Genomic DNA, 24,994 nt, shown 5'->3' with positions numbered 1-24,994 from the left:
AAAAAAAAACTGGTTTTTGCGTACTTATCTTCAAAAAAAGATTTACTTTTGGCAGATAAGTACGCATTAATTCTGATATATCATGAACACCGAACAAAACCAAAAAGTACTATTAGAACAGCTGGAAGCGCTAAAGAAAGAAAATGAGCAGCTCAAAAAGGAGCTTTCTATTCTTAGGAATGAGAATATAAGTAATCGTCCCCTGAGTTTCAAAGAAAAATATGCTGTCAGGATTCTGGACTCTTTGCCGGATATGCTGACTGTCTTCAATCAGAACGAAGTAGGCATTGAAGTTGTTTCCAATGAAGAAACCAATCATGTCGGGATATCAAATAAAGATTTTAAGGGAATGTATATGCGGGAAATGGTTCCACCGGAAGCATATCAGAATATTCACTCCAATATGCGTCAGGCTGTCAGCACGGGAGCTGTTTCAACCGCCCATCATGAATTGGATTTTAATGGCGAACATCATCATTACGAAAATCGTATCTTTCCGTTGGATGAGGAGTATGTATTGATTATGTGCCGTGATATAACGGAGCGGGTGACCACGCAAAGGCAACTGGAGGTTTTCAAGAGTGTACTCGATAAAGTGAGTGACAGCATTCTTGCCGTATCGGAAGACGGGACATTGGTTTATGCAAATAAGCAATTTATAGAAGAATACGGAGTTACCCAACAGATGGGTATCCAAAAGATATATGATTTGCCCGTCTCTATGACAACAAAGGAGGCGTGGGAAAGACGTCTTCAGGAAATACGTGACAATGATGGCACTTTTGCTTATCGTGCTGCCTATATGCGGAAAGGTGAAGATAAAGAGCGGATGCATCAGGTGTCTACATTTCTGATTCGTGAGAATAATGAAGAACTGACTTGGTTCTTTACACAGGATATTACTGATGTTATAAAGAAACAGGATGAACTTCGCGAACTAAATCTATTGCTGGATGGTATTTTGAATAATATCCCAGTCTATCTGTTTGTGAAAGACCCGGAAAATGATTTTAGGTATTTGTATTGGAACAAAGCATTTGCCGACCATTCAGGTATCCCGGCGTCTAAAGCGATTGGACATACGGACTATGAAGTATTTCCGAGTCATGGAGACGCAGAGAAATTCCGTAAGGATGATTTGGAATTACTTCAGACCCATAAGCGTATTGATATGCAGGAAACGTATCTTTCCGTCACCGGGAAAGCGCGTATTGTACAGACGTTAAAGGCGCTTGTGCCGATGGAAGGACGCAAACCGTTGCAGATTGGTATCTCTTGGGATATTACTAATCTTCAGAATATTGAGCAGGAACTGATAAAGGCAAGGATTAAGGCGGAGCAATCCGACCGATTGAAAAGTGCTTTCCTTGCTAATATGAGTCATGAGATCCGGACACCCCTGAATGCAATTGTAGGATTCTCTCAATTATTGCCTGCTGCCGAAACTGCTGAAGAGAAAAAGCTCTATTCGGGTATTATCAATCAGAATTCGGATATTTTGTTGCAACTGATTAATGATATTCTGGATTTATCGAAGATAGAAGCCGGGACACTGGAATATATCAAGCGTCCAATGAATCTGGGAGAAGTTTGCCGGACAATTTATGCTGTTCATAAAGAACGTGTGAAAGAAGGGGTAACTCTTGTTTTTGATAATGAGGATGAGAATTTATTCATTGAGGGAGATCAGAATCGTATCATGCAGGTGATAACGAATTTCCTGACTAATGCGAGTAAATTTACGTATGCAGGAGAGATTCGTTTGGGTTTTGAGCGGACGGATAAAAATATTCGTGTATATGTGAAGGATACAGGAATAGGAATAGAACCGGAAAAGGTAGATCATATCTTCGAGCGTTTTGTCAAACTGAACTCTTTTGCTCAAGGCACAGGATTAGGGCTATCTATCTGTCAGATGATTATCGAAAAGATCGGTGGAGAAATAGGAGTGACTTCTGAATTGGGTAAAGGCTCTACGTTCTATTTCACGATTCCTTATGAAGAAGCCGGAGAACTCGGCGAAATCTTTAAAATGTCAAAGACGGAATCTAAAGGAGATACTGTAAATCGTGTGCAACAGATCAAAAAGATTTTGGTAGCGGAAGATGTAGAAAGTAATTTCATCCTGCTGAAGAATCTGATCGGCAGGGAATATACATTGCTTTGGGCTAAGGATGGGGTGGAAGCCATTGAAATGTATAAGCAGTATCAACCGGACTTAATTCTGATGGATATAAAAATGCCACGCATGGATGGATTGGAAGCAACGCATATCATTCGTTCTTATTCCAAAGATATTCCTATTATTGCTTTGACGGCTTATGCTTTTGAAACGGATAAAGAATTGGCTTTGGAGATGGGATGCAATGATTTTGTGACTAAACCGGTTTCGGAAAGAACTTTGAGAAAGGCTTTGGATAAATATTCGACTATTGTTTAATGAATAGATGCGACAGAAGAGAAAAGCCCGCAAAATCAGTGAATAATTGTAGAATGTTCTACCATTACGCGCTTACGCAGCAGATATATAAGAAGGTTCCAGCGGATTTATAATCCGCTGGTCTTTTGTATCAGGATTTTTAGTCCGCTTGTCGTGTCCGATCGTTTAAAAACCTTTGTCTCTTTCGATTTTAATCGTACATTTATCCTCTCTAATCAAATTAGTATATCAATGGATACTGCGAATCGAGTTTTAGATGAATTATATTTTGTTACTTCTACCGTTGTCGATTGGATAGATATCTTTACCCGTCCTAAATACAAGCATATAATTCTGGAGTCACTAGCCTATTGTCAGGAGAAAAAAGGCTTAAGAATTTATGCCTGGGTATTAATGAGTAACCATTTGCACATGATTGTCAGTTCCGGAACAGAAGCAACAGTTTCGGATATCCTTCGAGATTTTAAAAAGTTCACTAGTAAACGTATTATGGCAGAACTCGAAACAGATCCTCAAGAAAGTCGTCGCGAATGGATGTTGGATCGTTTTCGCTTTGCCGGAGCTAATGACAAAAAAATATCTAAGTATCGTTTTTGGCAAGAAGGTAATCATCCCGAATTAATTTATTTGCATGACTTCTTTCTGCAAAAATTGAATTATATTCATAATAATCCGGTGAAGCAGGAGATTGTTGCACGGCAGGAAGATTATTTATATAGTTCGGCGGTGAGTTATGCGGGTGATAAAGGACTGCTAGAGGTGATTGTAGTTTAGGAAGGCAAGAGGTTAAGGAGCGGATTACAAATCCTGATACTCAAGCAATCGGATTGCAAATCCGATTGAATGGAGCAGATTGAACAGAGAACGGAAACCTACTTTAAATGATTTTATGGCGAACTTTCATGTAAGATGTGATGTTGTTTAGATAGAAAAATGTATCTTTGTAATGTAGTAAGTTTGATTCATTCATGCATTTAGAAAGAGTAAGAAATGAAGAGACCGGAGATTATAGAAGCTATTCGTGAAACATTAAAACGTGTTGCTCCCAATGCGCAGGTTATTTTATATGGCTCTGAGGCGCGTGGGGATGCCAGGCATGATAGTGATGTTGATTTACTCATTTTAGTGGAAGGTGATAAAATGACATTGGCTAAAGAAGAAGCTATCACATTACCTTTATATGAATTGGAATTGAAAACAGGTGTTAGTATTAGCCCGATAGTTGTTTTGAAGAAATTTTGGGAGAACCGGCCTTTTAAAACACCTTTTTATGTAAATGTGATAAACGAAGGTATTGTCTTATGAAAGAAATTCTAGATAAGGAAAGTAAGAAAGCACTGGTCGCTTATCGGATACAACGTGCTTATGAAACATTGAGAGAGGCTGAGGTTATGATACGTGAGTCATTCTATAATGCTGCTATTAACAGGCTGTATTATGCATGCTATTATGCAACTGTAGCTCTTCTTTTAAAATATGATATTCAAACGCAGACTCATAATGGGGTGAAGACGATGCTTGGTCTGCACTTTATTTCGACAGGAAAACTTCCTGTAAAAGTAGGAAAAACTTTTTCTACATTATTTGAGAAAAGGCATAGTGGAGATTATGATGACTTTGTATATTGTGACGAAGAAATGGTAAACAACTTATATCCACAAGCAGAGACTTTCATAAATAGTATTCAAGAATTAATAAGAGATAAAGAGTGGGAATCTATATAAGGAAGGTGAACCGTCCCAGTGGATTTTGAATCCGCTTGCTTCACTTATGTGTTGTTGATTTTTAAAAGAAGAGATTATGAGCAATAAAATTTATCCTATCGGTATTCAGAATTTTGAAAGCCTTCGTCAGGATGGTTATTTTTATATTGATAAAACGGCATTGATGTATCAAATGGTAAAGACCGGGCGTTATTACTTTTTGAGTCGTCCGCGCCGTTTCGGAAAGAGTCTGCTCATTTCTACTTTAGAGGCTTACTTTCAAGGAAAAAAAGAACTGTTTACCGGCTTGGCAGTAGAAAAGTTGGAAAAGGATTGGATTAAATATCCTATATTGCATCTCGACCTGAATATCGAGAAGTATGACACTCCGGAAAGTCTGGATAAGATATTGAATGATAATCTGGAATATTGGGAAAGCCAATACGGCACCCGTCCATCCGAGACATCTTTTTCCCTGCGTTTTGCAGGTATCATTCAGCGTGCTTGTGAGAAGACCGGACAACGTGTAGTTATTCTGGTAGATGAGTATGACAAACCTATGCTGCAAGCTATCGGTAATGAGGAACTGCAAAAGCAATTCCGAAATACTCTGAAGCCATTTTATGGCGCTTTGAAAACGAAGGACGGGTATATAAAGTTCGCTCTGCTCACCGGCGTGACAAAGTTTGGCAAAGTCAGTGTATTCAGTGATTTGAATAATCTGGATGATATTTCAATGTGGAATGAGTATGTCGAAATTTGTGGTGTCAGCGAGCGTGAAATCCATGAAAATCTGGAAGCGGAACTACATGAATTTGCAGCAGCACGTGGAATAACGTATGACAAACTCTGTGAAGATTTGAGAGAGTGTTATGACGGTTATCATTTTACGCACAATTCAATCGGCATGTACAACCCGTTCAGTCTGCTGAACGCTTTCAAGCGTAAGGAGTTTGGTAGTTATTGGTTTGAAACGGGTACGCCTACCTATTTGGTGAAATTGCTAAAAAAACATCATTATGACCTGGAGCGGATGGCACATGAAGAGACCGATGTCCAAGTGTTGAACAGTATAGATTCTGAATCCACCAATCCCATCCCGGTAATTTATCAGAGTGGATACCTAACCATTAAGGGGTATGATGAAGAATTTGGAATGTATCGCTTGGGTTTCCCCAATCGCGAAGTGGAAGAAGGTTTTATCCGCTTCCTGCTTCCTTTTTATGCGAACGTAAATAAGGTCGAGTCGCCTTTTGAGATTCAGAAGTTTGTTCGTGAAGTGCGTTCCGGTGATTATAACTCTTTCTTCCGCCGTCTGCAAAGTTTCTTTGCAGACACTACTTACGAAGTGATTCGGGACCAGGAGCTACATTACGAAAATGTTCTTTTTATCGTTTTTAAACTGCTAGGTTTCTACACCAAGGTAGAGTATCATACGAGTGAAGGGCGCATCGACCTTGTCTTGCAGACCGATAAATTTATTTATATCATGGAATTTAAGTTGAACGGTACGGCAGAAGATGCTTTACAGCAGATTAACGACAAGAATTATGCTCTTCCTTTCGAAATGGACGGACGTAAACTCTTTAAAATAGGAGTAAATTTCAGTGCGGAAACCCGTAATATTGAAAAGTGGATTGTAGAAACAAAAAACTAGCCCGGCAAATAGTGAGGCTAGTCTTTTGAAGTCATAAGTCTTTTTATTCTTTTATTTCCGGAACTAATATAAATTTCGTATCCGGGAAATACTTCTTCAGCCAGTTTTGAATGAAGTTCATCGTATCATTCTGAATCGTTTTATCTTTTACGGTAGGATACATATTATAAAGTACTGTATCCAGTACAATACCGTGTTTTTGTATGGCTTCAAGGCTAAGCAAAGTATGATTGATGCTTCCCAATTTACCGGAAGTAACAAAGATAAGCGGATAATTCTCTTGGGCAATGTAGTCTATTGTCAGAAGCTCTGTTGTTAGCGGAACCATTAAGCCACCTGCGCCTTCGAGCAGAACAAAATCATAGCGTTCGCTCAACTCTTCCGTAGCACGTTTGATTTTGCCGAAGTCAATGGGACGGTTATCCAGTTGGGAAGCTAGATGCGGAGAGGCAGGATAAGAGAAAATTTCCGGCATAGTCAGTCCTTCTTTGTCTTCTTCTGTAAAGGAGATTCCCATGATACGACGATGCAAATCAATATCCTCGGAGTGACCGATGTTTCCTGTTTGGATAAACTTTTGAGTGATGGTACGCTGTCCGTTCTTGTTCCATTCACGAGCTAGAAATCCGGTGGCGTAGCTCTTGCCGGCATCGGTGTCGATACCGCTTACGAAATATACATTCTGTTTCATACTTTTTTCTTTTTTGCGATGATATAAATAGGGTGATAGGTCAGGGACACTGAAGTGCCTTGGGTAAATTCTTGTGTGTAACGTTCACTGAATAACTGCAAGTCACGACGTGTCCGCAGTTGTTGGGAAGAGGTGCCGGATATTCCGGTTACTCCTGTCTGCTTCAAATGATAAAGTACTTTTATGGGGTTATCAAACGAAAGAGAAATAAGTTCTTCTTCCGAATGGAGTATGTCAAAGTGGGATGACAAGGCTGTTACAAGCTCTTCCCGTGAACGATAAGGGAGCCCGTTTCCTGTTAACTCTCGTATCTCTTTCATATTCTCTTTACCGAAAGTGCTGAAAGCGAAATAGCCTTGGTTATTAAGCAGGGCGTTGCACCTTTTGAAAAAGTTTTCAGGAGATTCGAACCATTGCAGAGCCGAGCAGGAAGTAATTAATGTACTTTCAGCGGGGAAAGGAACTGTTTCTGCATCTCCCGGAAGAAAGGAAACCTGTCCTTTTCTTAATATATCCTCACAACAGTACTTCATTTCCGGGCAAAGGTCGTTTAGCAATAATTCTTCCGGCCGAAGAGCCTGAAGTAGCATACGGGAATAAATACCTGTGCCGCATCCGAACTCAATCACTTTTGAACAGGGAAAAGAGATGTGTTCTGTAAGCAGGTGAATCATTTTATCTGCTATTTGCCGTTGTACGTTTGCTTCCTGGGGATAAGTAGCAATGGCTTTAGAGAAACGTTCGGCGATTAGTTGTTTATCCATAAATCGATCATTAGTTGATTTGCATGATTACATTATCAAAAAGGTCTTGTTGATAATGAGCGGCTTCTGTATATTCAAGGGAATCCACTTTGTTTTTCCATGCCAACCATTGGCTATCCGGCAGGAAGATACGGTCGCTCTTTCCTATGATGGCTCTTTGCCATGCAAAATCCGACGGTGGCAATGATAAGTATTGCTTTTGTATGGCAGCAAGCTCTTCTTTGAGCTCTTCAACGGGACGTTGGGGAGCTACTGTCTGAAAAGCCTTGTAATCGGCTGCTGAACCGCACATTCTTCTTTGAAACTTTTGCAGGGATTGTTCATTCAGTCCTTGCAGGGTTCCTTCAAAAATGGTAGGAGTAATCCCTTTCGTCTCATGTATGGGATAAAGAGTCCCATTGATAGCGATACTTTGGGAAAGGGGCAGGGATGGATATTGTTTCATTATCTGTGAGGCTGCCCATACTCCCATTGACCAGGCAATGAGGGTGATTTCGGAATATTCTTGCAAAATGTCGGCATCGAACTCTAATGAACGATAATCATAGCAAATCATCCAGTCCTTATCGGTCGGGTGAATTTGCAGGAATGGAGTTTCATCCATTCCCCAGCCTGCGAAGAAAAGCAATAGATGCTTTTGATTATTCTTTATGATAAAATACTGTTTCATCCGTTTATCAGTTTAATGAGTTGGTCGATTTCATGTTCGGTGATGTCCGCTGTCAGTGAGAAGCGGATGCGTGAAGTCCCTTCGGGTACGGTAGGCGGACGTACCGGCAATGCGTAAAATCCTTTGCGTTGGAGTTCTTCTGCTTTCAATATGGTATTTTCACTTGCTCCGACAATCATAGGGACAATATGGCTTACCGAGGGGCAATTGTATCCTTTGGTTGTAAGGGCTTCCTTCAGCTTTTCACTGATTTGTAGCAGGTGAGTTCTCTTCTGTTGTAAAGCTGGAAGACGTTCTAACACCCATGAAGTCCACTGAATATTGATAGGTGGAAGAGCGGTTGTGAATATAAACGTGCGCATTTTATTGATTAGATATTCCCGAATGAGTTGCCGGCAGACAATATACGCTCCTGCCGAGGCAATGGCTTTCCCGAATGTACCTATTAGAAAGTCTATATCGTTGATACATTCTTGTTCTTCAGCACATCCTAATCCTTTTTTCCCTCGTACACCAAAAGCATGAGCCTCATCTATATAAAGAAGAATATTGGAATAGCTCTTCTTGAGTTGAATGAGAGCGGGAAGATCAGCTTCATCGCCATCCATGCTGAAGATGCTTTCGGTAACAATAATAATCTGCTCATAAGCGTTATGATTTTCAGCAATCAGTCGCTGCAACTGGGAAATATCATTGTGACGATACCGGATACATTTAGCTGATGATAATTTAATTCCGTCTATCAGGCTTGCATGCACCAGCTTGTCAGCAAGAATCAGGGTGTGAGTGTTGCAAATGGCAGGAAGTATTCCTGTATTGGCATGATAACCACTATTGAATATGAGTGCACTTTCGGTTCCGAACATGGTGGCTAGCTGTTGCTCCAACTTCTGATAGTCACTAAAATTACCGGTCAATAACCGGGAAGAAGAGGAGGTAGGCAGGAAAGTTTCGGGAGTGAGCGTCCTTAAGAATTCCTCCCTCAATGAAATGTCATTGGCCAGTCCGAGATAATCATTAGAAGATAGGTTCAACATTCGTTGTCTGTTCAGCAGAACATCTCGCCCCTCGTGGATTAGCGGTGGGAGAGAACGGTAGTTCTTTTTCTCTTTCAAGGTCTGGAGTTCTTGGTTTATATACTCTAATGTCATGAATTGTTATTTTAAGTAATCAGTATTCGATAGATGAATGATTGAAAGTGTAATCTGTTGTTTATAAGATGTTTATCGTCAGAAGGACTATCCCGGAAGTTTCTCACCGACCAAGGCATCCTTCCTCGGTGAGGAAAGGTCCGTTCCTCACCGAGGAACACCCTTTTGCTCACCGAGGAACAGATCCTTGGGTGAAAATCCGGTAATATTCTTCTTATCTGTCATCTTTTTTGAATGACTTTAAGTAGCCCGGAAGTCAGTTTGCCTAATTGTTCCGAAGTAATGATGAAAGGCGGCATCAGATATACCAGTTTGCCAAAGGGACGTACCCAGATTCTTTCTTCCACAAATCGTCGTTGCATATAGGCCATATTTACCGGACGCTTCATCTCAATGACTCCGATAGCTCCGAGTATTCGTACATCAGCTACTTCCGGAAATTCCCGTGCAGGTGCCAGTTCTTCTTTCAGTTGAGTTTCGATTCGCTTCACATTCTCTTGCCAATCGGATTCGAGTAATAGGCGAACGGAAGCGCAAGCTACTGCACACGCAAGTGGATTACCCATAAATGTAGGCCCGTGCATAAAAGCTCCCGGTGCATGGTTGGAGATGGTATCTGCTATCCGGTTACTGGCTAATACAGCAGAAAGTGTCATATATCCTCCGGTCAGTGCTTTGCCGATGCACATGATATCCGGTTCTACTCCGGCGTGTTCCCAAGCAAAAAGTTTGCCGGTACGTCCGAATCCCGTTGCTATTTCATCGAAGATTAGAAGAATATCGTGCTTCCGGCAAAGCTTTTCTGCTTCACGCAGATACTGCGGATGATAAAACCACATTCCACCTGCTCCTTGTACCACCGGTTCCAGGATAAGCGCCGCTAACTCTTTTGAATGTTTTTCAATTATCTCTTGCAGAGGCAGTATATCTTCCGGATTCCATTCTCCGTCGAACCGGGAAGTGGGGGACGGGACAAAATAACGTACAGGCAATGCTGAACCGAAAAGACTGTGCATACCCGTCACCGGATCACATACAGACATGGCATTCCACGTATCACCGTGATAGCCGGAACGGATAGTCACGAAATTGTTCTTTTCCGGTTTTCCTGCTGCATACCAATATTGTACAGCCATTTTCAGTGCCACTTCTACGGCTACCGAACCGGAGTCTGCATAGAATATTTTCTGCATGGAGGAAGGAACCAAAGGCAATAATAGTTTCCCCAATTCAATGGCCGGATCATGCGTCAGTCCTCCGAACATGACATGAGACATTTTATCTAATTGTTCTTTTGCCGCCTGATTCAATACCGGATGATTATATCCATGCACTGCACACCACCAGGAAGACATTCCGTCAATGAGCGTTTGTCCGTCTTCGAGGGTAATGGTAACACCGTCTGCCCGTTTCACTTTGTAGACAGGAAGCGGATCGGTGGTAGAAGTGTACGGATGCCAGATATGTTCGCGGTCAAATTGGGAAGCGGCGAAATGATAACCTTCTTCCTGAATCATCTTTTTGTCTTCCGATACTTTGGAACCGAGAGTTGTCAGCAGGTCGCCTACGATAGCCGAGTTAATACCGATATATAATGCTTTGTGCATCGCCTCGGAAGAAAGTTGTGAACGTCCTCCGGCAAATCTTAGAAAAGCTGTCGGATTAATAAAACGAAAGATAGCGATGGTTTTAAGTATTTCTTCTTCGCTTAAAGGCTGCTCGTTTTCCAGTGGAGTTCCCGGAATCGGACTAAGCAGGTTGATAGGTATGGACTGAACATTCAGTTCTTTTAAAGTGAAAGCAAATTCAATCCGTTGCTCCATCGTTTCTCCCATACCGATGATACCTCCGCAGCAGATATCCATGCCTACACGGCGGGCTGCATCAAGAGTAGCTCGTTTTTGTTCTTGTGTATGCGTAGTACAGAGTTTGGAAAAATAAGACGGAGCCGTTTCCAGGTTACAGTGATAACGGGTGATTCCGGCTTCGTATAGGGAACGTAGCTCTTCTTCGTTAAGTAACCCCAGAGAAGCACAGAGCTGAATGGACGAGTGACGTCGCATTTGGCGAACGGTATCGCAAAGTTGGGTGATCTGTTTGGGAGATGGTTTTCGTCCGCTGGTAACGAGAGAGAAACGGTTGACGTCTTGGGCTTCATTGTATTTCGCCTGTCGGAGACATTCTTCAGCGGGAAGGAGATCGTAAATATCGGCTTTAGTCTTGTAGTGAGAGGATTGTGCACACCATTTACAGTTTTCCGGGCATCGGCCGGACTTGGCGTTGATGATGGAACACATGTCGAATTCGTGCGAAGCACGTGCGACGGTAATCTCATGTGCGGCGGCATATAGCGCCTCGCTGTCAGCCATGTTGGCTAGCCAAGCGGCTTGGTCGGGCGAAATATCAATGCCTGCCAACACTTGGTCTTTTATTTCCTGAAGTGTCATAAATGTATGATAAGGGATAGTAATTTTAGCATTCTGCTTGCGAAGGGCAACGTCCACAACATTGATGTGCAGATGACCGATTTGGAATTCACGTCCCATACTCGCAAAAGCGGCATAGTTCTTTCTGCCCCAATAACGGAAGCGGGAAAGAAGAGTACGTGTGGTCTGTATGTGGCGTTGTTGCTTCATTGATTTTTTACTTTTGTTCGTTAGAACGTGGCAAATGTACAAAGATTCTTTGGATAAGCAAGCAAGTTTACGATTTCTGATATCCGTACTTTTATTTCTTTTTCCTGTATTCTTTGCGTAAGTTGAAATTGAATCCGGCATATATCTGAAGAGTGCCGAAACCATTGTCTACAGAGAAATTATTCCGGTGGTAATTATAGTTTTTCCCAACGAAAGAAGTACCTACAAAGTATTTTCCGTTATTATAAACAACCCCTGCACGGAGTAGAAAATCCAGATTAAATTTGCCGTACCATGCTTTTCCTTCGTGAGTTTCCGCATCTACATCAGAGGCTTTATAGGCAATGGCAGGGGTGAGAGACAAACATGCCAGGCAGTTGCGGGCAAAGACCCAGTTGTAGGCATATCCGAAACTGATATTGGCATTGGTATATTTTATATCCTTGACTTTCATACCGGGATTCATTGTCTGCTGTAGAAAATCAGGAAGTTCTGTGTAGTCGAAGTCGAGATGATGCTTTGAAATAGAAAAACCGGCAATAAATGTTCCCGCGTTGCGTCGTTGGTTGGTGGACTGGCTGAAGGCGGCCGGATAAGAGAATTTTCTGTTATTGAAGATATAATATAAGTTCAGCCCTTTTATATCCACCTTTATTCCACTGAAATCCTCGGAATAGTTGGAGGGAATATCTTCAGAAAATCCTCTGATCTTATGTATCTTGTAATTGTTTCCGGTACGGCGGTAGAATATATCTACACCAAGTTTGGAACTATATAAGCTAAGGTCAAATTCTGTACCTCTATTCTTCCGGTTGGTTTTCCGATAGATATCATCCACATCTACGGACCATCCCAGGAAAATCCATCGCCAGCCGAAATACAGTCCTATTTTATTATGCGGGTTAGGAGAGAAACTAAGTTTTTGTGGTTGAGGCTGTTCGCTGGTGACAGAGTAATATTCGAAGTTGCTGAAATGAGTAGCCATCAACGCATAATTATAACGGTTCGGGCTGATATAGAGCGTATCAAAATCACTGAAATTCATAAATTTCTTGATTGCTCTTTTGAAAGGACTGGGCTGGGTGACCGTTGTGGAATCTATTCTTGTGCTATCATTTGTAGAAAGGGTTTTCTTTTCACTTTGCGCCTGTAAGGACAGTGAAAATAACAGAAATAGATATAGAATAACCCGTTTCCCCATGTGGTTCTTTGTTGTTTTAGATGTTTTTCGTTTCACGAATGTACTACCTTTCGTTGATTTATGCTAGTAATCTTCTAAAAAATGTTTCGTTTCCTAAACAAAAAAGTTCAATATACTGTTAGTTACAACAAGCAAATAAATCTTAAGCCACAAAATTATGAGAATCTATTTACGTTTATTAGTCGTGTCTCTTCTGCTTTTTGCAGGAAATATAGTATATGCGGAAGCACAGCAGGAGAAACGCGTGACGGGTACGGTGACTTCTGAAGGGGAGCCCTTGCCTGGTGTCTCCGTACAATTGAAAGGAGCATCCTCCGGCACCATCACTGATATTGATGGAAATTATTCAATTGAAGTTCCTGTTACCGGCACTTTAGTGTTCCGCTTTGTAGGAATGAGATCGGTAGAGCAACCGGTGAATAACCGAAGTGTGATTAATGTCACGTTGGAATCGGAAAGTAAAGAACTGGAAGAAGTAATGGTAGTAGCTTATGCTACCGCTAAGAAGTATAGTTTTACCGGAGCAGCTTCGACGATGAAAGCAGGTGAGATTGAAAAGCTACAGACTTCGAGCGTATCGCGCGTATTAGAAGGGACGGTGTCCGGAGTGCAGGCTAGTGCGGCAAGCGGGCAGCCGGGTACGGATGCGGAAATCCGTATTCGTGGTATCGGATCTATCAATGCATCCAGTGCTCCGCTTTATGTGGTGGACGGTGTTCCGTTCGACGGTAGTGTGAACTCTATCAATCCTGATGATATATCTTCGATGACAGTATTGAAAGATGCGGCTTCTGCTGCTTTATACGGTTCACGTGGCGCAAATGGGGTGATTATTATCACAACCAAGCAAGGAGATCAAAATACCAAAGCGACCGTAAAGGTAAAAGCCTCTTTAGGAGGTTCCAATCGTGCCGTGCGTGATTATGATCGTGTCAGTACCGATCAATACTTTGAATTGTATTGGGAAGCACTTCGCAATCAGTACGCCAAGAGCGCGGATTATACTCCGGCAACTGCTGCGGCACAAGCATCCAAAGACCTGGTTACGAAATTGATGGGAGGTGGCCCCAATCCATACGGTCCCCAATATACGCAACCGGTCGGTACAGATGGAAAATTGGTGGCAGGTGCCCGTCCATTATGGAATTCAGACTGGAGTGATGCCATGGAACAACAGGCACTTCGTACAGAGTTGAATCTAAGTGTTTCCGGAGGCGGAAAAGCAAATCAGTATTTCTTTTCAGCCGGCTACCTGAATGATAAAGGTATTGCGCTTGAATCGGGTTATCAGCGTTTCAATCTTCGTTCCAATATCACCAGCGAAATGACTTCCTGGTTGAAGGGAGGAGTCAATTTGAGTTTTGCACATTCTATGCAGAACTATCCGGTTTCTTCCGACTCCAAAACCAGTAATGTGATTACCGCAGGACGTACCATGCCGGGATTTTATCCGATTTATGAAATGAATACCGACGGTAGTTACAAATTGGATGAGAATGGAGACCGCATTTATGACTTCGGCTCTTATCGTCCTTCCGGTTCGATGGCAAACTGGAATCTGCCGGCTACTTTGCCTTTAGACAAATCAGAACGAATGAAAGATGAAGTCTCCGGTCGTACTTTCCTGGAAGCTACGATTATTGAGGGATTGAAATTCAAGACTAGTTTCAACTTTGACTTGATTAATTATAATACGTTGGATTATACGAACCCCCAATTAGGTCCGGCTAAAGAAAACGGCGGCGGTGTCAGCCGAATGAATACCCGTACTTTCTCCTGGACATGGAATAATATTGCTACGTATGACAAGACAATTGGTGAACATCATTTTAATGTTCTTGCCGGTGTGGAAGCCTATTCTTACCGCTACGATGAACTGACGGCATCACGTTCCAAAATGGCGCAGCCTGATATGCCGGAACTAGTAGTTGGTTCACAGTTGACCGGAGGTTCGGGGTATCGCATCGACTATGCGTTGGTGGGTTATCTGACTCAAGCATTATACGACTATCAAAATAAATATTTCTTCTCGGCATCCTATCGTCGCGACGGTTCTTCACGTTTTGCGCCGGAGACCCGCTGGGGAAATTTCTGGTCGTTGGGTACTTCCTGGCGTATCGACCGGGAAGAGTTTATGGCAAGTACTTCCGACTGGTTGTCTGCCTTGACTCTGAAAATGAGCTATGGTGCGCAAGGAAATGACAACCTGGGTACTTATTATGCAAGTAAAGGACTTTATACCATTGTTTCCAATTTGGGAGAAAATGCGTTAGTGTCCGACCGTATGGCAACTCCGAATCTGAAATGGGAAACGAACCTCAACTTTAATGTAGGTATCGACTTCTCTCTGTTCAATAACCGTTTTTCCGGTTCATTTGATTTCTTTACACGTCGTTCGAAAGACCTGCTTTATTCACGTCCGATAGCTCCTTCCCTGGGATATGGTTCTATTGACGAAAATGTAGGAGCCTTGAAGAATACAGGTATAGAAATGGTACTTAACGGAACGATTATCAATCAGAATGGTTGGGTATGGAAACTGGGTATGAACTTGACGCATTATAAGAATAAGGTGACAGACCTCCCATTGAAAGATATGCCGCGAAGTGGTGTGAACAAGTTGCAGGTAGGTCGTTCGGTGTATGATTTCTATATGATAGAGTGGGCAGGAGTAGATCCGGAAAATGGAGATCCGCTGTGGTATAAGGATGAGAAAGATGCAAATGAGAATCCGACCGGAAGACGTATTACAACAAATGATTATGGTTCGGCTGACTATTATTATGTCAACAAATCGTCTCTTCCGAAAGTATATGGCGGATTCAATACGTCTCTTTCCTGGAAAGGATTCGATCTTTCAGCCATCTTTGCTTATAGTATCGGTGGATATATTTACAATCGTGATGTCACAATGATTCTGCACAATGGAAGTTTGGAAGGTCGCGACTGGTCGACGGAGATTCTAAGAAGATGGACTCCCGACAATCGCTATACCGATGTCCCTGCTTTGAGTACTACCTCTAATAACTGGAACTCGGCTTCCACTCGCTTCTTGCAGAATAATTCGTATATGCGATTGAAAAACCTGACACTTTCCTATAACTTACCCAAACAATGGATTAGTAAGTTGTCATTGAGCAGTGTGCAGGTATATGTACAAGGAGATAATCTGTTTACCATTCACCGGAATCAGGGACTAGACCCTGAACAGGGAATTACCGGTATCACTTATTACCGTTATCCGGCTATGAGAACCATCTCCGGAGGTATCAATGTTTCTTTCTAAATTCAGACTAAATTATGAGAAAAATAAAAATTCAATCCATTCTTGCGGCAGTTGCCGGACTTTTCCTGGCAACGAGTTGCAGCAGCAGTTTTTTGGATACGGACCCCACAGATGCGGTAAGTTCGGAAAAGGCGCCTGTACCCGAAAATGCGGAGGCACTTGTGAATGGTGCCTGGTATAATCTGTTTGATTATTCAAGTACCTATGCCAATATCGGTTATCGGGCACTTCAGTGTCTGGATGATATGATGGCAAGTGATATTGTTTCCCGTCCGAAATATGGTTTTAACTCTTCGTATCAGTTTAATGATATAGCGCAATCCTCAAATGGTAGAACAGAGTTTGCCTGGTATCTGATATATAAAACGATAGATAATTGTAACACTGCCATTTCTATCAAGGGGGATTCGGAAGAACTCCGTCAGGCACAGGGACAAGCATTGGCATTACGCGCCTTTTGTTATTTGCACTTGGTACAGCATTATCAATTCACCTACTTGAAAGATAAAGATGCTCCGTGTGTTCCTATATATACCGAACCTAGCAATAGTTCCACTGTACCGAAAGGAAAATCAACAGTGGCACAGGTTTATCAGCTTATTTTCGACGATCTCACTTTGGCGAAGGACTATTTGAAAAACTATGTCCGCAGCGGTGATAATCAAAAGTTCAAACCGAATGTTGCAGTGGTTGACGGTCTTTTGGCTCGCGCTTACTTGCTGACCGGACAATGGGAAGAAGCTGCAAAAGCTGCCGAAGCAGCACGTGCAGGATATACGTTGATGACAACTACAGCCGAGTACGAAGGTTTTAATAACATTTCCAATAAAGAGTGGATATGGGGATTTCCTCAAATTCCTTCCCAATCGGATGCCAGCTATAATTTCTATTATTTGGATGCAACATACGTAGGAGCATATAGCAGCTTTATGGCTGATCCCCATCTGAAAGATACATTTACCGAAGGTGATATTCGTTTACCTTTGTTTCAGTGGATGCGTGAAGGGTATTTGGGATATAAGAAATTTCACATGCGTGCAGATGATACGGCTGATCTGGTCTTGATGCGTGCTGCTGAAATGTATTTGATAGAAGCGGAGGCGAAAGTTCGTGACGGCGTAGCGTTGGCACAGGCTGTAGCTCCATTGAATACATTGCGTAATGCCCGTGGAGTAGGGGATTATGAGGTGACAGGAAAATCACAGGAAGATGTAATCAATGAGATTCTGATGGAACGTCGCCGTGAACTTTGGGGAGAAGGATTTGGTATTACCGATATACTTCGTACACAAAAGGCAGTAGAACGTGCTGCTTTATCGGATGAAATGCAGAAGACAGAAGTCGATTGCTGGCAGGAGGGTGGTAGCTTTGAAAAACGAAATCCTCTGGGACATTGGTTCCTCAACTTCCCGAACGGTAAACCGTTTACAGTAAATAGCACTTATTATTTATATGCTATTCCACAGAAAGAAATTAACGCTAACCCTAACATATAAATAGCTCTCTTAATTTTTTGACTTTGACCTTAACTTGTAGACCGGTATACGTCGTGACGACGCATACCGGTCGTTTTCTTTGGAAAAGAGGGAGTGCAAAATGTGACACACCCCATTTTATTTAATCTAATCTTATTCTATTTTTTTCTTCTTCAAATTCGGTAAAAAGAATGTGACCAATCCTAGTAACGGCATATAAGCACAGATATTATATACATATTCAATGCTCGTTTTATCCGCTAAATTACCGAGTACGGCAGATGCTACACCGGCCACTCCGAAAGCAAATCCAAAGAACAATCCGGATATCAATCCAAGTTTGGTAGGAAGCAACTCTTGGGCATAAAGCAATATGGCAGGAAAAGCGGAAGAAAGCATCAATCCCACACAGAAGCTAAGGATAATAGTCCACAGCAGATTGGCATGGGGCATTAGTAAGCTAAATGGGGCAGCTCCTAAAATAGAAGCCCAAATCACATACTTCCGACCAATTCGGTCACCGACAGGTCCACCAATTAATGTTCCGATAGCAGTAGCTACCAGAAAGATAAATAAATATAGTTGCGAATCTTGTACGCTTACATTAAATTTATGAATCAAGTAGAAAGTATAATAACTCGTGAGACTTGCCATATAGATATATTTGGAGAAAATCAGAATCAGCAATATCGCGATTGAAAGGGCTGTCTTATCCATAGGCAAAGGAAGATGAACAGGTTTTCTGACACTGACGGTGTCTGTGCTTTCATCCGGTTTAGATATGATTTATACCATTTGCAAATTGGGTACATCACTCCGATAGCAGCTAAAGCCACAAATGCAAATACGATGAGATGTTGTCTGCCATAAGGAGCCACCAACAGAGCAACCAGTAAAGGACCTAATGAACCTCCGAAGTTACCACCTACCTGAAAGAGTGATTGTGCTAGTCCACGTTTCCCGCCAGAGGCAAGGAATGTGATACGGGAGGCTTCCGGATGCAGTACGGAAGAGCCAATTCCGATTAAGAATACGGAGGCTAATATCCAGTATAGATTATCAGAGAATGCTAAGTTTATCAAACCAATCAGTGTAAAGCTCATTCCGATAGGCAACGACCATGCAACGGGATATTTATCAAAAATGATTCCGGTAATCGGTTGAAAGACCGAAGCCGAAAGCTGATAAACCAGTGTGATAAGGCCGATTTGCGCAAAACTTAATCCTAAATCATCTTTGAATAGTGGATAAGCTGCTGAAACAACGGACTGTAAAAGATCATTGAGACAGTGTGAAAGACTTAATGCGATTAAGATGGAAAATGTAATTTTTCCTACGGGTTGTTCCTGATTTTGTACCATGATACCTATTGCTTTAGAAGTGTTCCTGAAAAATTGGCTGCAAAGGTACGCAAACTTTCCCGTTTCTCTAAGACTAAGGATTCTAAATTGTCGTTAATTCAATTTTGACTAACTGAACTATTCTCCGTACCTGCTGTTGTTAAATAAAAAAAGGAGGATTATATGGGCTTTATTTGGTATATCATTATTGGTATTGTGGCTGGATTCCTCGCAGGTAAAGTAATGCGCGGCGGAGGTTTTGGTCTTATTATAAATTTATTACTTGGTATTCTTGGAGGTGTACTGGGCGGTTGGGTATTTGCCCTTTTCGGACTGTCAGCTTCAGGATTGATCGGAAGTTTGATAACTTCCACTGTAGGGGCTATCCTTGTATTATGGATTGCTTCCTTATTCTCGAAATCTAAATAGATATTTATATAATTTATTTTTAATCCTAAAAACAGAACTTAATTATGGAATGTAGACATGGAAATTTCTGGATTGGACTCGGAATTGGGTCAATCCTCGGCGCAGTAGCTTATCGTCTTTCACGTACAGCAAAAGCAAAACAGTTGGAAAGCGAAATTTATAATGCTATCCATCGCATAGGTCGCGATGCTGAAATAGCAGCTGCTCATGCTGAAAGAAAAGCAATGGATCTTGGACTTAAAGCAGTAGAAACCGGTGCGGAAATTGCTGATAAAGTAGCGGCAGAAGCCGACAAAATGGCCGGAAAAGCAAAAGATAAGTGGGAAAAGTAAGAATCCCAAAACGGGTAATCGATTTAAATATAATTGGTTACCTGTTTTATTTTTTGTATATTTAATCTTTTATCCCTAGCTTTATTTAGTCATCGTATCAATGTGTGTGCGAACACATTTAGGCTAATCTTCTTTATTATTATCGTTTCCTTCAAGAATTGGGAGTTACTTTCTCTCTAACTTTTCATCTGAAAAGAGTCTTTTTCTCTATACTATCTTTACTTTTTCTTATGTTTAACAACATGTATGTTTTCTGTTTGTTGGAGTTAATTATTTGATTATTAATTGTATATGTTTGTTTTGATATAATGTGTGTGCGCACACACTATTGCTTAATTCAATAATTCATTTTACTTTTGCCGATGAAAAACAAGATGCTTATCAATATATGGATAAAGAGTTTTCAAATATTCGGATTGTAGACATTGCTAAGATGGCAGGTGTCTCTGTTGGCACGGTAGACCGTGTAATCCATAATCGTGGAAGAGTATCTGAAGAAAACAGGAAAAAAGTACAGGCTATCTTGGAAATGGTACATTACCAACCAAATCTGATGGCACGTTCATTAGCTGCCTCCAAAAAACAATATCATATCCTTGCAATAACTCCTTCTTTTGTGCAGGGGGAGTATTGGGAAGCTATTTCGGAAGGTATAGATAAAGCTGCGGCGGAAATGGAATCATATAATATCACCATTACCAAACTCTTTTTCGATCAATATAATAACAAGACTTTTGATGATATCATCCGAAATCTGCTGAATGAGAAAGTGGATGGGGTATTGATTGCGACTTTGTTTACAGATTCTGTTATCCGGCTTTCGCAGGAGCTTGACAGGAATGAAATACCATACGTGTATGTTGACTCCAACATTGGAGGGCAACATCAACTGGCTTATTTTGGAACGGAATCTTATGATGCCGGAGTGATTGCTGCCAGATTATTGATGGACAGGCTTCCTTCTTCTTCCGATATATTAATGGCACGGATTATTCATAGTGGGAAGAATGATTCTAACCAGGGAAAGAACAGGCGCGAAGGTTTCTGTCATTATCTCACTGAAACAGCGTTTAACGGAAATCTGCATGAAGTAGAACTGAAAATAAATGATTCAGTGTATAACTTCATGAAACTGGATGAAATCTTTGAAGCTAATCCGAATATTAAAGGCGCTATTATCTTTAATTCAACTTGCTATATTTTAGGAAATTACCTGAAAGCAAGAGGAATGCAGGCTGTCAAACTGGTTGGTTATGACCTTATCGGCAGAAATACGCAATTACTTTCCGAAGGTGTGATAACCGCATTGATTGCGCAGCGCCCCGAGCGTCAGGGGTACGATGGTGTTAAATCATTGTGTAATCATTTGCTGTTCAAGCAGAATAGTGAGAAAGTGAATTTGATGCCTATCGATATTCTCCTTAAAGAGAATCTGAAATATTATCTGAACAATAAATTATAAACATATAAATTTATAAGAACCATGAATGAATTATTTAACGTAAAAGACAAAGTAGTTGTTATCACCGGCGGAGCTGGTATTTTAGGTAAAGGTATTGCTGCGTATCTCGCAAAGGAAGGCGCAAAAGTGGTTGTACTCGACAGAAGTGAAGAAGCTGGAAAAGCATTGGTAGACAGTATCAAAGCAGAAGGAAATGAAGCAATGTTCCTTTACACTGATGTGATGGATAAGGAAGTGCTGGAAGGCAACAAAGTGGAAATTATGAAAGCTTATGGCCGTATTGATGTTTTGTTGAACGCTGCTGGAGGTAACATGGCAGGTGCAACTATCGCTCCGGATAAAACTTTCTTTGATTTACAGATTGACGCATTTAAGAAAGTGGTGGATTTGAACCTTTTCGGTACAGTATTGCCTACAATGGTATTTGCTGAAATTATGGTAGAACAGAAGAAAGGTTCTATTGTAAACTTCTGCTCTGAATCAGCTCTTCGTCCATTGACTCGTGTCGTTGGTTATGGTGCAGCTAAAGCAGCTATTGCTAACTTTACTAAATACATGGCTGGCGAACTGGCATTGAAATTCGGTAATGGCTTGCGCGTAAATGCAATTGCTCCAGGCTTCTTCCTGACTGAACAAAACCGTACATTATTGACTAATCCGGATGGCTCTCTGACTGACCGTTCAAAAACGATTCTCGCTCATACTCCATTCAACCGTTTCGGTGAACCGGAAGATCTTTATGGAACCATCCATTATTTGATTAGCGATGCTTCCAACTTCGTAACAGGTACAGTAGCTGTAATCGATGGTGGATTTGATGCATTCTCAATTTAATAAATGGGGAATTGGGAATTAAAAATAGAGAATTGGCTGCGTAGCATCCGTATGCCGACTCTCAACTTTTAATTTTCAACTTTGATTTCTTAATTCTTAATTTTCAATTCTTAATTTAATAACAATATGTATTTATGTGAACAAACTTGGCGCTGGTATGGTCCTAACGACCCCGTTAGCTTGTGGGATATTAAGCAGGCAGGCGCTACCGGTATAGTAAATGCTCTTCATCACATTCCGAATGGTGAAGTGTGGACAGTAGAAGAGATTATGAAACGTAAGCAAATGATTGAAGAAGTAGGTCTGACATGGTCTGTGGTAGAAAGTGTACCTGTACACGAACATATCAAGACACAGACTGGTGACTTCATGAAATACATTGAAAACTATAAGGAAAGTATCCGTAATCTGGCGAAGTGTGGCGTAATGGTAGTTACTTATAACTTTATGCCCGTACTGGACTGGACACGTACTGACCTTGCCTATACAATGCCTGATGGCTCTAAAGCTCTTCGTTTCGAAAAGGCGGCTTTTGTAGCCTTTGACCTTTTCATCCTGAAACGTCCGAACGCAGAAAAAGATTACACTCCTGAAGAAATAGCTAAAGCAAAAGCTCGTTTCGAACAAATGAGCGAAGATGATAAGAAACTGTTGGTTCGCAATATGATTGCCGGACTTCCAGGCTCGGAAGAAAGTTTCACTGTAGAACAATTCCAGCAGGCATTAGACCGTTATAATGATATTGACGCTGAAAAGCTCCGTTCCAACTTGATTTTCTTCTTAAAAGAAATTGCGCCTGTTGCCGATGAAGTAGGCGTGAAGCTGGTGATTCACCCGGATGATCCTCCTTACACTATTTTAGGTTTGCCACGTATTTTGAGTACGGAAGAAGATTTCAAAAAACTGATTGAAGCCGTGCCTAACGAATCCAATGGCCTTTGCTTATGTACAGGTTCTTTCGGAGTGCGTGCCGACAATGACCTTGCAGGCATGATGGAACGTTTCGGTGATCGTGTAAACTTTGTTCACCTGCGTAGTACACAGCGTGACGAAGAAGGCAACTTCTATGAAGCTAACCACTTGGAAGGAAATGTAGATATGTACGGCGTAATGAAAGCTCTTATTCTTTTGCAACAACGTCGTAAATGCTCTATCGCTATGCGTCCCGACCACGGACATCAAATGATTGATGACTTGAAAAAGAAAACGAATCCGGGATATTCCTGCTTAGGCCGTCTTCGCGGATTAGCAGAACTTCGCGGCTTGGAAATGGGTATCGCTAAGTCTATCCTTTAGTTGAAGTTTTAATTAGCACTTTATTATAAAAACACTATGACTATTATTGATCGTGATAATAGTTGTAGTGTTTTTTATTTATTCTTTTTCACTTGTTGAGGAATAAGTGAGGCGAATAAGTCTCCAACATGCGTATCTTTATCGGCTTTTTTTGCTTTCTTCGGTTTGGGAGGATCGGGGATAATAAGCAAAGCTATTTGTGCACAAGCTTCTGCGTCAGCAAGTGCGTGGTGGTGATTCTCTAAATTATATCCGCACCGTTCTGCTACCGTATGCAATTGATGATTGGGCAGATCTTTTCCGAAAACTTTTCTGGAAGTACGGCAGGTACAATAAAATTTGTAATTAGGATAAGTCATGTCATACAATTCGTGAACTGCCCGAAGACAACCTTCATCAAAAGGACTATTGTGTGCAACAAGTGGCAATCCATCTATCAACGGTTTGATTTCAGCCCATACATCAGGAAAATCTTCGGCTTCCATCGTATCGTCATAAGTTAATCCGTGGATAGCCGTTGTCCATTGCGTATAATAATTAGGAGCAGGACGAATGAGACGATAGATTTTATTCACGATCTTACCGTCTTTTACAATGACAACACCTACACTACAAACACTTGTACGTTTACCATTGGCTGTTTCAAAGTCGATGGCTGCAAAGTTCCTCATTTATTTCCTTGTTTTAGAGAAACAAAGATAATACAAAAAAGGGTCATGCAAAATATAGAAATAGGATTGATAACCAGGAAATTTATTGATTTTAATGAAAATGAATGTTTTTAATGGATGTTTTCAGTGAAATACCTTTCTTGTTGTGAAAATTATGCTATTTTTGCCAAACATAAACAAAAAAGCATGAACAAAACCTACTTCAAATATAAATACGTTTTAATATTCATTCTTTCATTGCTTGTTTTTATAGGTGGACTAAATTACAAACACTGGTATGTTACTGACAATTTGATGGTAAAGCGTATTTCCCTGATTTACTCCATATCTAAAGATGATATTGGCAACAGAAATATAGAAAAGTTGTTGTATCAGGAGTTTCAGAAACAAGGGATAGAGGTAATGTTTGATAAGTTTTATTTTGATTGTAGCAAATATGATGAGAAAGAGCGGATAGAACATGTAAGGGAATATCTTGAATTTCTAGAAAGTAAATCGACAGACCTTATTCTGACCGTTGGTGACCAGGCAACTAATTCTTTATTATCTACCCGTCACCGGTTATTATCTTCTATTCCTGTGGTAGCTTGTAATGTGCATTTTCCCAATGAAGAACTGATTGAAGAATACGATTCGCAGAAAGTTTATGTATTGCGTGATAGTCCCGATCTGAAACGTAATATCGACTTTATAAAAACATTGTATCCCCATAATGATATGGAGATTATTTATAATATAGATCTGACCTTTCTTGGACATAAATCTTTCGATAGCCTTTCCCGAGTGGTTGACAGGAAGAATGTGAGAGTTTTGGGCTATCAAAAAGCATTTGTGCAAGAGTGTGATTATAAGCATTTGACGGAGATGATTGAATATTTTAATCTGACCCCCGGTTTGATAAATGATAATGTTAACAAGAATGGTCTGACAATAAGTCTTTGCCCCTTTCGTTATAT

General features: G+C 41.0%; 19 protein-coding genes and 2 pseudogenes. 13 read left to right on the top strand and 8 right to left on the bottom strand.

Going from position 1 to position 24,994, the window contains the following annotated elements; all coding sequences use genetic code 11:
• Positions 1–82: 82 nt before the first annotated feature.
• The 5 genes from BXY_RS21370 (at position 83) to BXY_RS21350 (ending at position 5,800) form a co-directional block, all read left to right on the top strand.
• Entirely contained in the window at positions 83–2,440 is a 2,358-nt protein-coding gene (locus tag BXY_RS21370; RefSeq protein ID WP_015532944.1) for a hybrid sensor histidine kinase/response regulator, read from the top strand.
• 231 nt (positions 2,441–2,671) lie between these two features.
• Complete coding sequence (locus BXY_RS21365; protein WP_015532943.1) at positions 2,672–3,214, top strand: REP-associated tyrosine transposase; 543 nt, start codon at positions 2,672–2,674, stop codon at positions 3,212–3,214.
• A gap of 216 nt (positions 3,215–3,430) precedes the next feature.
• Complete coding sequence (locus tag BXY_RS21360; protein ID WP_015532942.1) at positions 3,431–3,745, top strand: nucleotidyltransferase domain-containing protein; 315 nt, start codon at positions 3,431–3,433, stop codon at positions 3,743–3,745.
• Entirely contained in the window at positions 3,742–4,164 is a 423-nt protein-coding gene (locus BXY_RS21355; protein ID WP_004316065.1) for a HEPN domain-containing protein, read from the top strand. The genes BXY_RS21360 and BXY_RS21355 overlap by 4 nt, the downstream gene beginning before the upstream one ends.
• A gap of 76 nt (positions 4,165–4,240) precedes the next feature.
• On the top strand, positions 4,241–5,800 hold the full coding sequence (locus tag BXY_RS21350) for an ATP-binding protein (protein WP_008019626.1): 1,560 nt from the start codon (positions 4,241–4,243) through the stop codon (positions 5,798–5,800).
• A gap of 43 nt (positions 5,801–5,843) precedes the next feature.
• Here the strand turns inward: BXY_RS21350 and bioD are convergent, their stop codons facing one another.
• The 6 genes from bioD to BXY_RS21320 form a co-directional block, all read right to left on the bottom strand.
• Positions 5,844–6,491, bottom strand: coding sequence for a dethiobiotin synthase (gene bioD, locus BXY_RS21345; protein WP_015532941.1), 648 nt, complete (start codon positions 6,489–6,491; stop codon positions 5,844–5,846).
• Positions 6,488–7,255, bottom strand: a complete 768-nt coding sequence (bioC, locus tag BXY_RS21340) for a malonyl-ACP O-methyltransferase BioC (protein ID WP_015532940.1) — start codon at positions 7,253–7,255, stop codon at positions 6,488–6,490. The genes bioD and bioC overlap by 4 nt, the downstream gene beginning before the upstream one ends.
• A 10-nt stretch (positions 7,256–7,265) precedes the next feature.
• Positions 7,266–7,925 carry a DUF452 family protein gene (locus tag BXY_RS21335; protein WP_015532939.1) on the bottom strand — a complete coding sequence of 220 codons (660 nt, stop codon included), beginning with the start codon at positions 7,923–7,925 and terminating at the stop codon, positions 7,266–7,268.
• Entirely contained in the window at positions 7,922–9,076 is a 1,155-nt protein-coding gene (locus BXY_RS21330) for an 8-amino-7-oxononanoate synthase (protein ID WP_015532938.1), read from the bottom strand. Before BXY_RS21330 ends, BXY_RS21335 begins: the two co-directional genes overlap by 4 nt.
• A gap of 221 nt (positions 9,077–9,297) precedes the next feature.
• On the bottom strand, positions 9,298–11,712 hold the full coding sequence (gene bioA, locus BXY_RS21325; RefSeq protein WP_208946889.1) for an adenosylmethionine--8-amino-7-oxononanoate transaminase: 2,415 nt from the start codon (positions 11,710–11,712) through the stop codon (positions 9,298–9,300).
• Between the two features lie 91 nt (positions 11,713–11,803).
• On the bottom strand, positions 11,804–12,913 hold the full coding sequence (locus BXY_RS21320) for a DUF4421 domain-containing protein (RefSeq protein WP_008997356.1): 1,110 nt from the start codon (positions 12,911–12,913) through the stop codon (positions 11,804–11,806).
• 157 nt (positions 12,914–13,070) lie between these two features.
• Between BXY_RS21320 and BXY_RS21315 the strand changes: the two genes are divergently transcribed.
• Both BXY_RS21315 and BXY_RS21310 read left to right on the top strand, forming a co-directional pair.
• Complete coding sequence (locus BXY_RS21315) at positions 13,071–16,199, top strand: SusC/RagA family TonB-linked outer membrane protein (RefSeq protein WP_015532935.1); 3,129 nt, start codon at positions 13,071–13,073, stop codon at positions 16,197–16,199.
• A 14-nt stretch (positions 16,200–16,213) separates the two neighbouring features.
• Positions 16,214–17,695 carry a RagB/SusD family nutrient uptake outer membrane protein gene (locus BXY_RS21310; RefSeq protein ID WP_015532934.1) on the top strand — a complete coding sequence of 494 codons (1,482 nt, stop codon included), beginning with the start codon at positions 16,214–16,216 and terminating at the stop codon, positions 17,693–17,695.
• A gap of 132 nt (positions 17,696–17,827) precedes the next feature.
• Here BXY_RS21310 and BXY_RS21305 read toward each other — a convergent pair.
• Positions 17,828–19,035 (bottom strand): annotated as a pseudogene (locus BXY_RS21305) (MFS transporter).
• Between the two features lie 162 nt (positions 19,036–19,197).
• Between BXY_RS21305 and BXY_RS21300 the strand changes: the two are divergent.
• From BXY_RS21300 to uxuA, 5 genes are all read left to right on the top strand, one after another.
• Positions 19,198–19,443, top strand: a complete 246-nt coding sequence (locus BXY_RS21300; protein ID WP_004313353.1) for a GlsB/YeaQ/YmgE family stress response membrane protein — start codon at positions 19,198–19,200, stop codon at positions 19,441–19,443.
• Positions 19,444–19,487: 44 nt separating this feature from the next.
• Positions 19,488–19,775, top strand: coding sequence for a YtxH domain-containing protein (locus tag BXY_RS21295; RefSeq protein ID WP_015532932.1), 288 nt, complete (start codon positions 19,488–19,490; stop codon positions 19,773–19,775).
• Between the two features lie 388 nt (positions 19,776–20,163).
• The gene (locus BXY_RS21290) at positions 20,164–21,237 is read left to right on the top strand and encodes a LacI family DNA-binding transcriptional regulator (RefSeq protein ID WP_008025616.1); all 1,074 of its coding nucleotides are present in this window, start codon (positions 20,164–20,166) and stop codon (positions 21,235–21,237) included.
• Positions 21,238–21,258: 21 nt separating this feature from the next.
• On the top strand, positions 21,259–22,071 hold the full coding sequence (locus BXY_RS21285) for an SDR family oxidoreductase (protein WP_005678019.1): 813 nt from the start codon (positions 21,259–21,261) through the stop codon (positions 22,069–22,071).
• A gap of 126 nt (positions 22,072–22,197) precedes the next feature.
• Entirely contained in the window at positions 22,198–23,367 is a 1,170-nt protein-coding gene (gene uxuA, locus BXY_RS21280; protein ID WP_004313350.1) for a mannonate dehydratase, read from the top strand.
• Between the two features lie 74 nt (positions 23,368–23,441).
• On the opposite strand, the gene BXY_RS21275 is transcribed toward uxuA, so the two are convergent.
• A complete protein-coding gene (locus BXY_RS21275) occupies positions 23,442–24,038 on the bottom strand; it encodes a 3'-5' exonuclease (RefSeq protein ID WP_004313349.1) in 597 nt (198 codons plus the stop codon).
• Positions 24,039–24,155: 117 nt separating this feature from the next.
• Between BXY_RS21275 and BXY_RS21270 the strand changes: the two are divergent.
• A pseudogene (locus BXY_RS21270) lies at positions 24,156–24,994 on the top strand (PAS domain-containing sensor histidine kinase); the annotation flags it as partial.

Origin of the sequence: Bacteroides xylanisolvens XB1A (assembly GCF_000210075.1) — a bacterium.
GTDB lineage: Bacteria > Bacteroidota > Bacteroidia > Bacteroidales > Bacteroidaceae > Bacteroides > Bacteroides xylanisolvens.
This window is presented reverse-complemented; position numbering and strand designations above follow the sequence as displayed.

Excerpts from the sequence above, each read along its gene's own strand:
- BXY_RS21310 (WP_015532934.1), top strand. The coding sequence starts at position 16,214 with ATGAGAAAAATAAAAATTCAATCCATTCTTGCGGCAGTTGCCGGACTT.
- BXY_RS21275 (WP_004313349.1), bottom strand. The coding sequence starts at position 24,038 with ATGAGGAACTTTGCAGCCATCGACTTTGAAACAGCCAATGGTAAACGT.
- BXY_RS21320 (WP_008997356.1), bottom strand. The coding sequence starts at position 12,913 with ATGGGGAAACGGGTTATTCTATATCTATTTCTGTTATTTTCACTGTCC.
- BXY_RS21300 (WP_004313353.1), top strand. The coding sequence starts at position 19,198 with ATGGGCTTTATTTGGTATATCATTATTGGTATTGTGGCTGGATTCCTC.
- uxuA (WP_004313350.1), top strand. The coding sequence starts at position 22,198 with ATGTATTTATGTGAACAAACTTGGCGCTGGTATGGTCCTAACGACCCC.
- BXY_RS21295 (WP_015532932.1), top strand. The coding sequence starts at position 19,488 with ATGGAATGTAGACATGGAAATTTCTGGATTGGACTCGGAATTGGGTCA.
- BXY_RS21370 (WP_015532944.1), top strand. The coding sequence starts at position 83 with ATGAACACCGAACAAAACCAAAAAGTACTATTAGAACAGCTGGAAGCG.
- BXY_RS21285 (WP_005678019.1), top strand. The coding sequence starts at position 21,259 with ATGAATGAATTATTTAACGTAAAAGACAAAGTAGTTGTTATCACCGGC.
- BXY_RS21360 (WP_015532942.1), top strand. The coding sequence starts at position 3,431 with ATGAAGAGACCGGAGATTATAGAAGCTATTCGTGAAACATTAAAACGT.
- BXY_RS21350 (WP_008019626.1), top strand. The coding sequence starts at position 4,241 with ATGAGCAATAAAATTTATCCTATCGGTATTCAGAATTTTGAAAGCCTT.
- bioD (WP_015532941.1), bottom strand. The coding sequence starts at position 6,491 with ATGAAACAGAATGTATATTTCGTAAGCGGTATCGACACCGATGCCGGC.
- BXY_RS21315 (WP_015532935.1), top strand. The coding sequence starts at position 13,071 with ATGAGAATCTATTTACGTTTATTAGTCGTGTCTCTTCTGCTTTTTGCA.
- BXY_RS21335 (WP_015532939.1), bottom strand. The coding sequence starts at position 7,925 with ATGAAACAGTATTTTATCATAAAGAATAATCAAAAGCATCTATTGCTT.
- BXY_RS21355 (WP_004316065.1), top strand. The coding sequence starts at position 3,742 with ATGAAAGAAATTCTAGATAAGGAAAGTAAGAAAGCACTGGTCGCTTAT.
- BXY_RS21365 (WP_015532943.1), top strand. The coding sequence starts at position 2,672 with ATGGATACTGCGAATCGAGTTTTAGATGAATTATATTTTGTTACTTCT.
- bioC (WP_015532940.1), bottom strand. The coding sequence starts at position 7,255 with ATGGATAAACAACTAATCGCCGAACGTTTCTCTAAAGCCATTGCTACT.
- bioA (WP_208946889.1), bottom strand. The coding sequence starts at position 11,712 with ATGAAGCAACAACGCCACATACAGACCACACGTACTCTTCTTTCCCGC.
- BXY_RS21330 (WP_015532938.1), bottom strand. The coding sequence starts at position 9,076 with ATGACATTAGAGTATATAAACCAAGAACTCCAGACCTTGAAAGAGAAA.
- BXY_RS21290 (WP_008025616.1), top strand. The coding sequence starts at position 20,164 with ATGGATAAAGAGTTTTCAAATATTCGGATTGTAGACATTGCTAAGATG.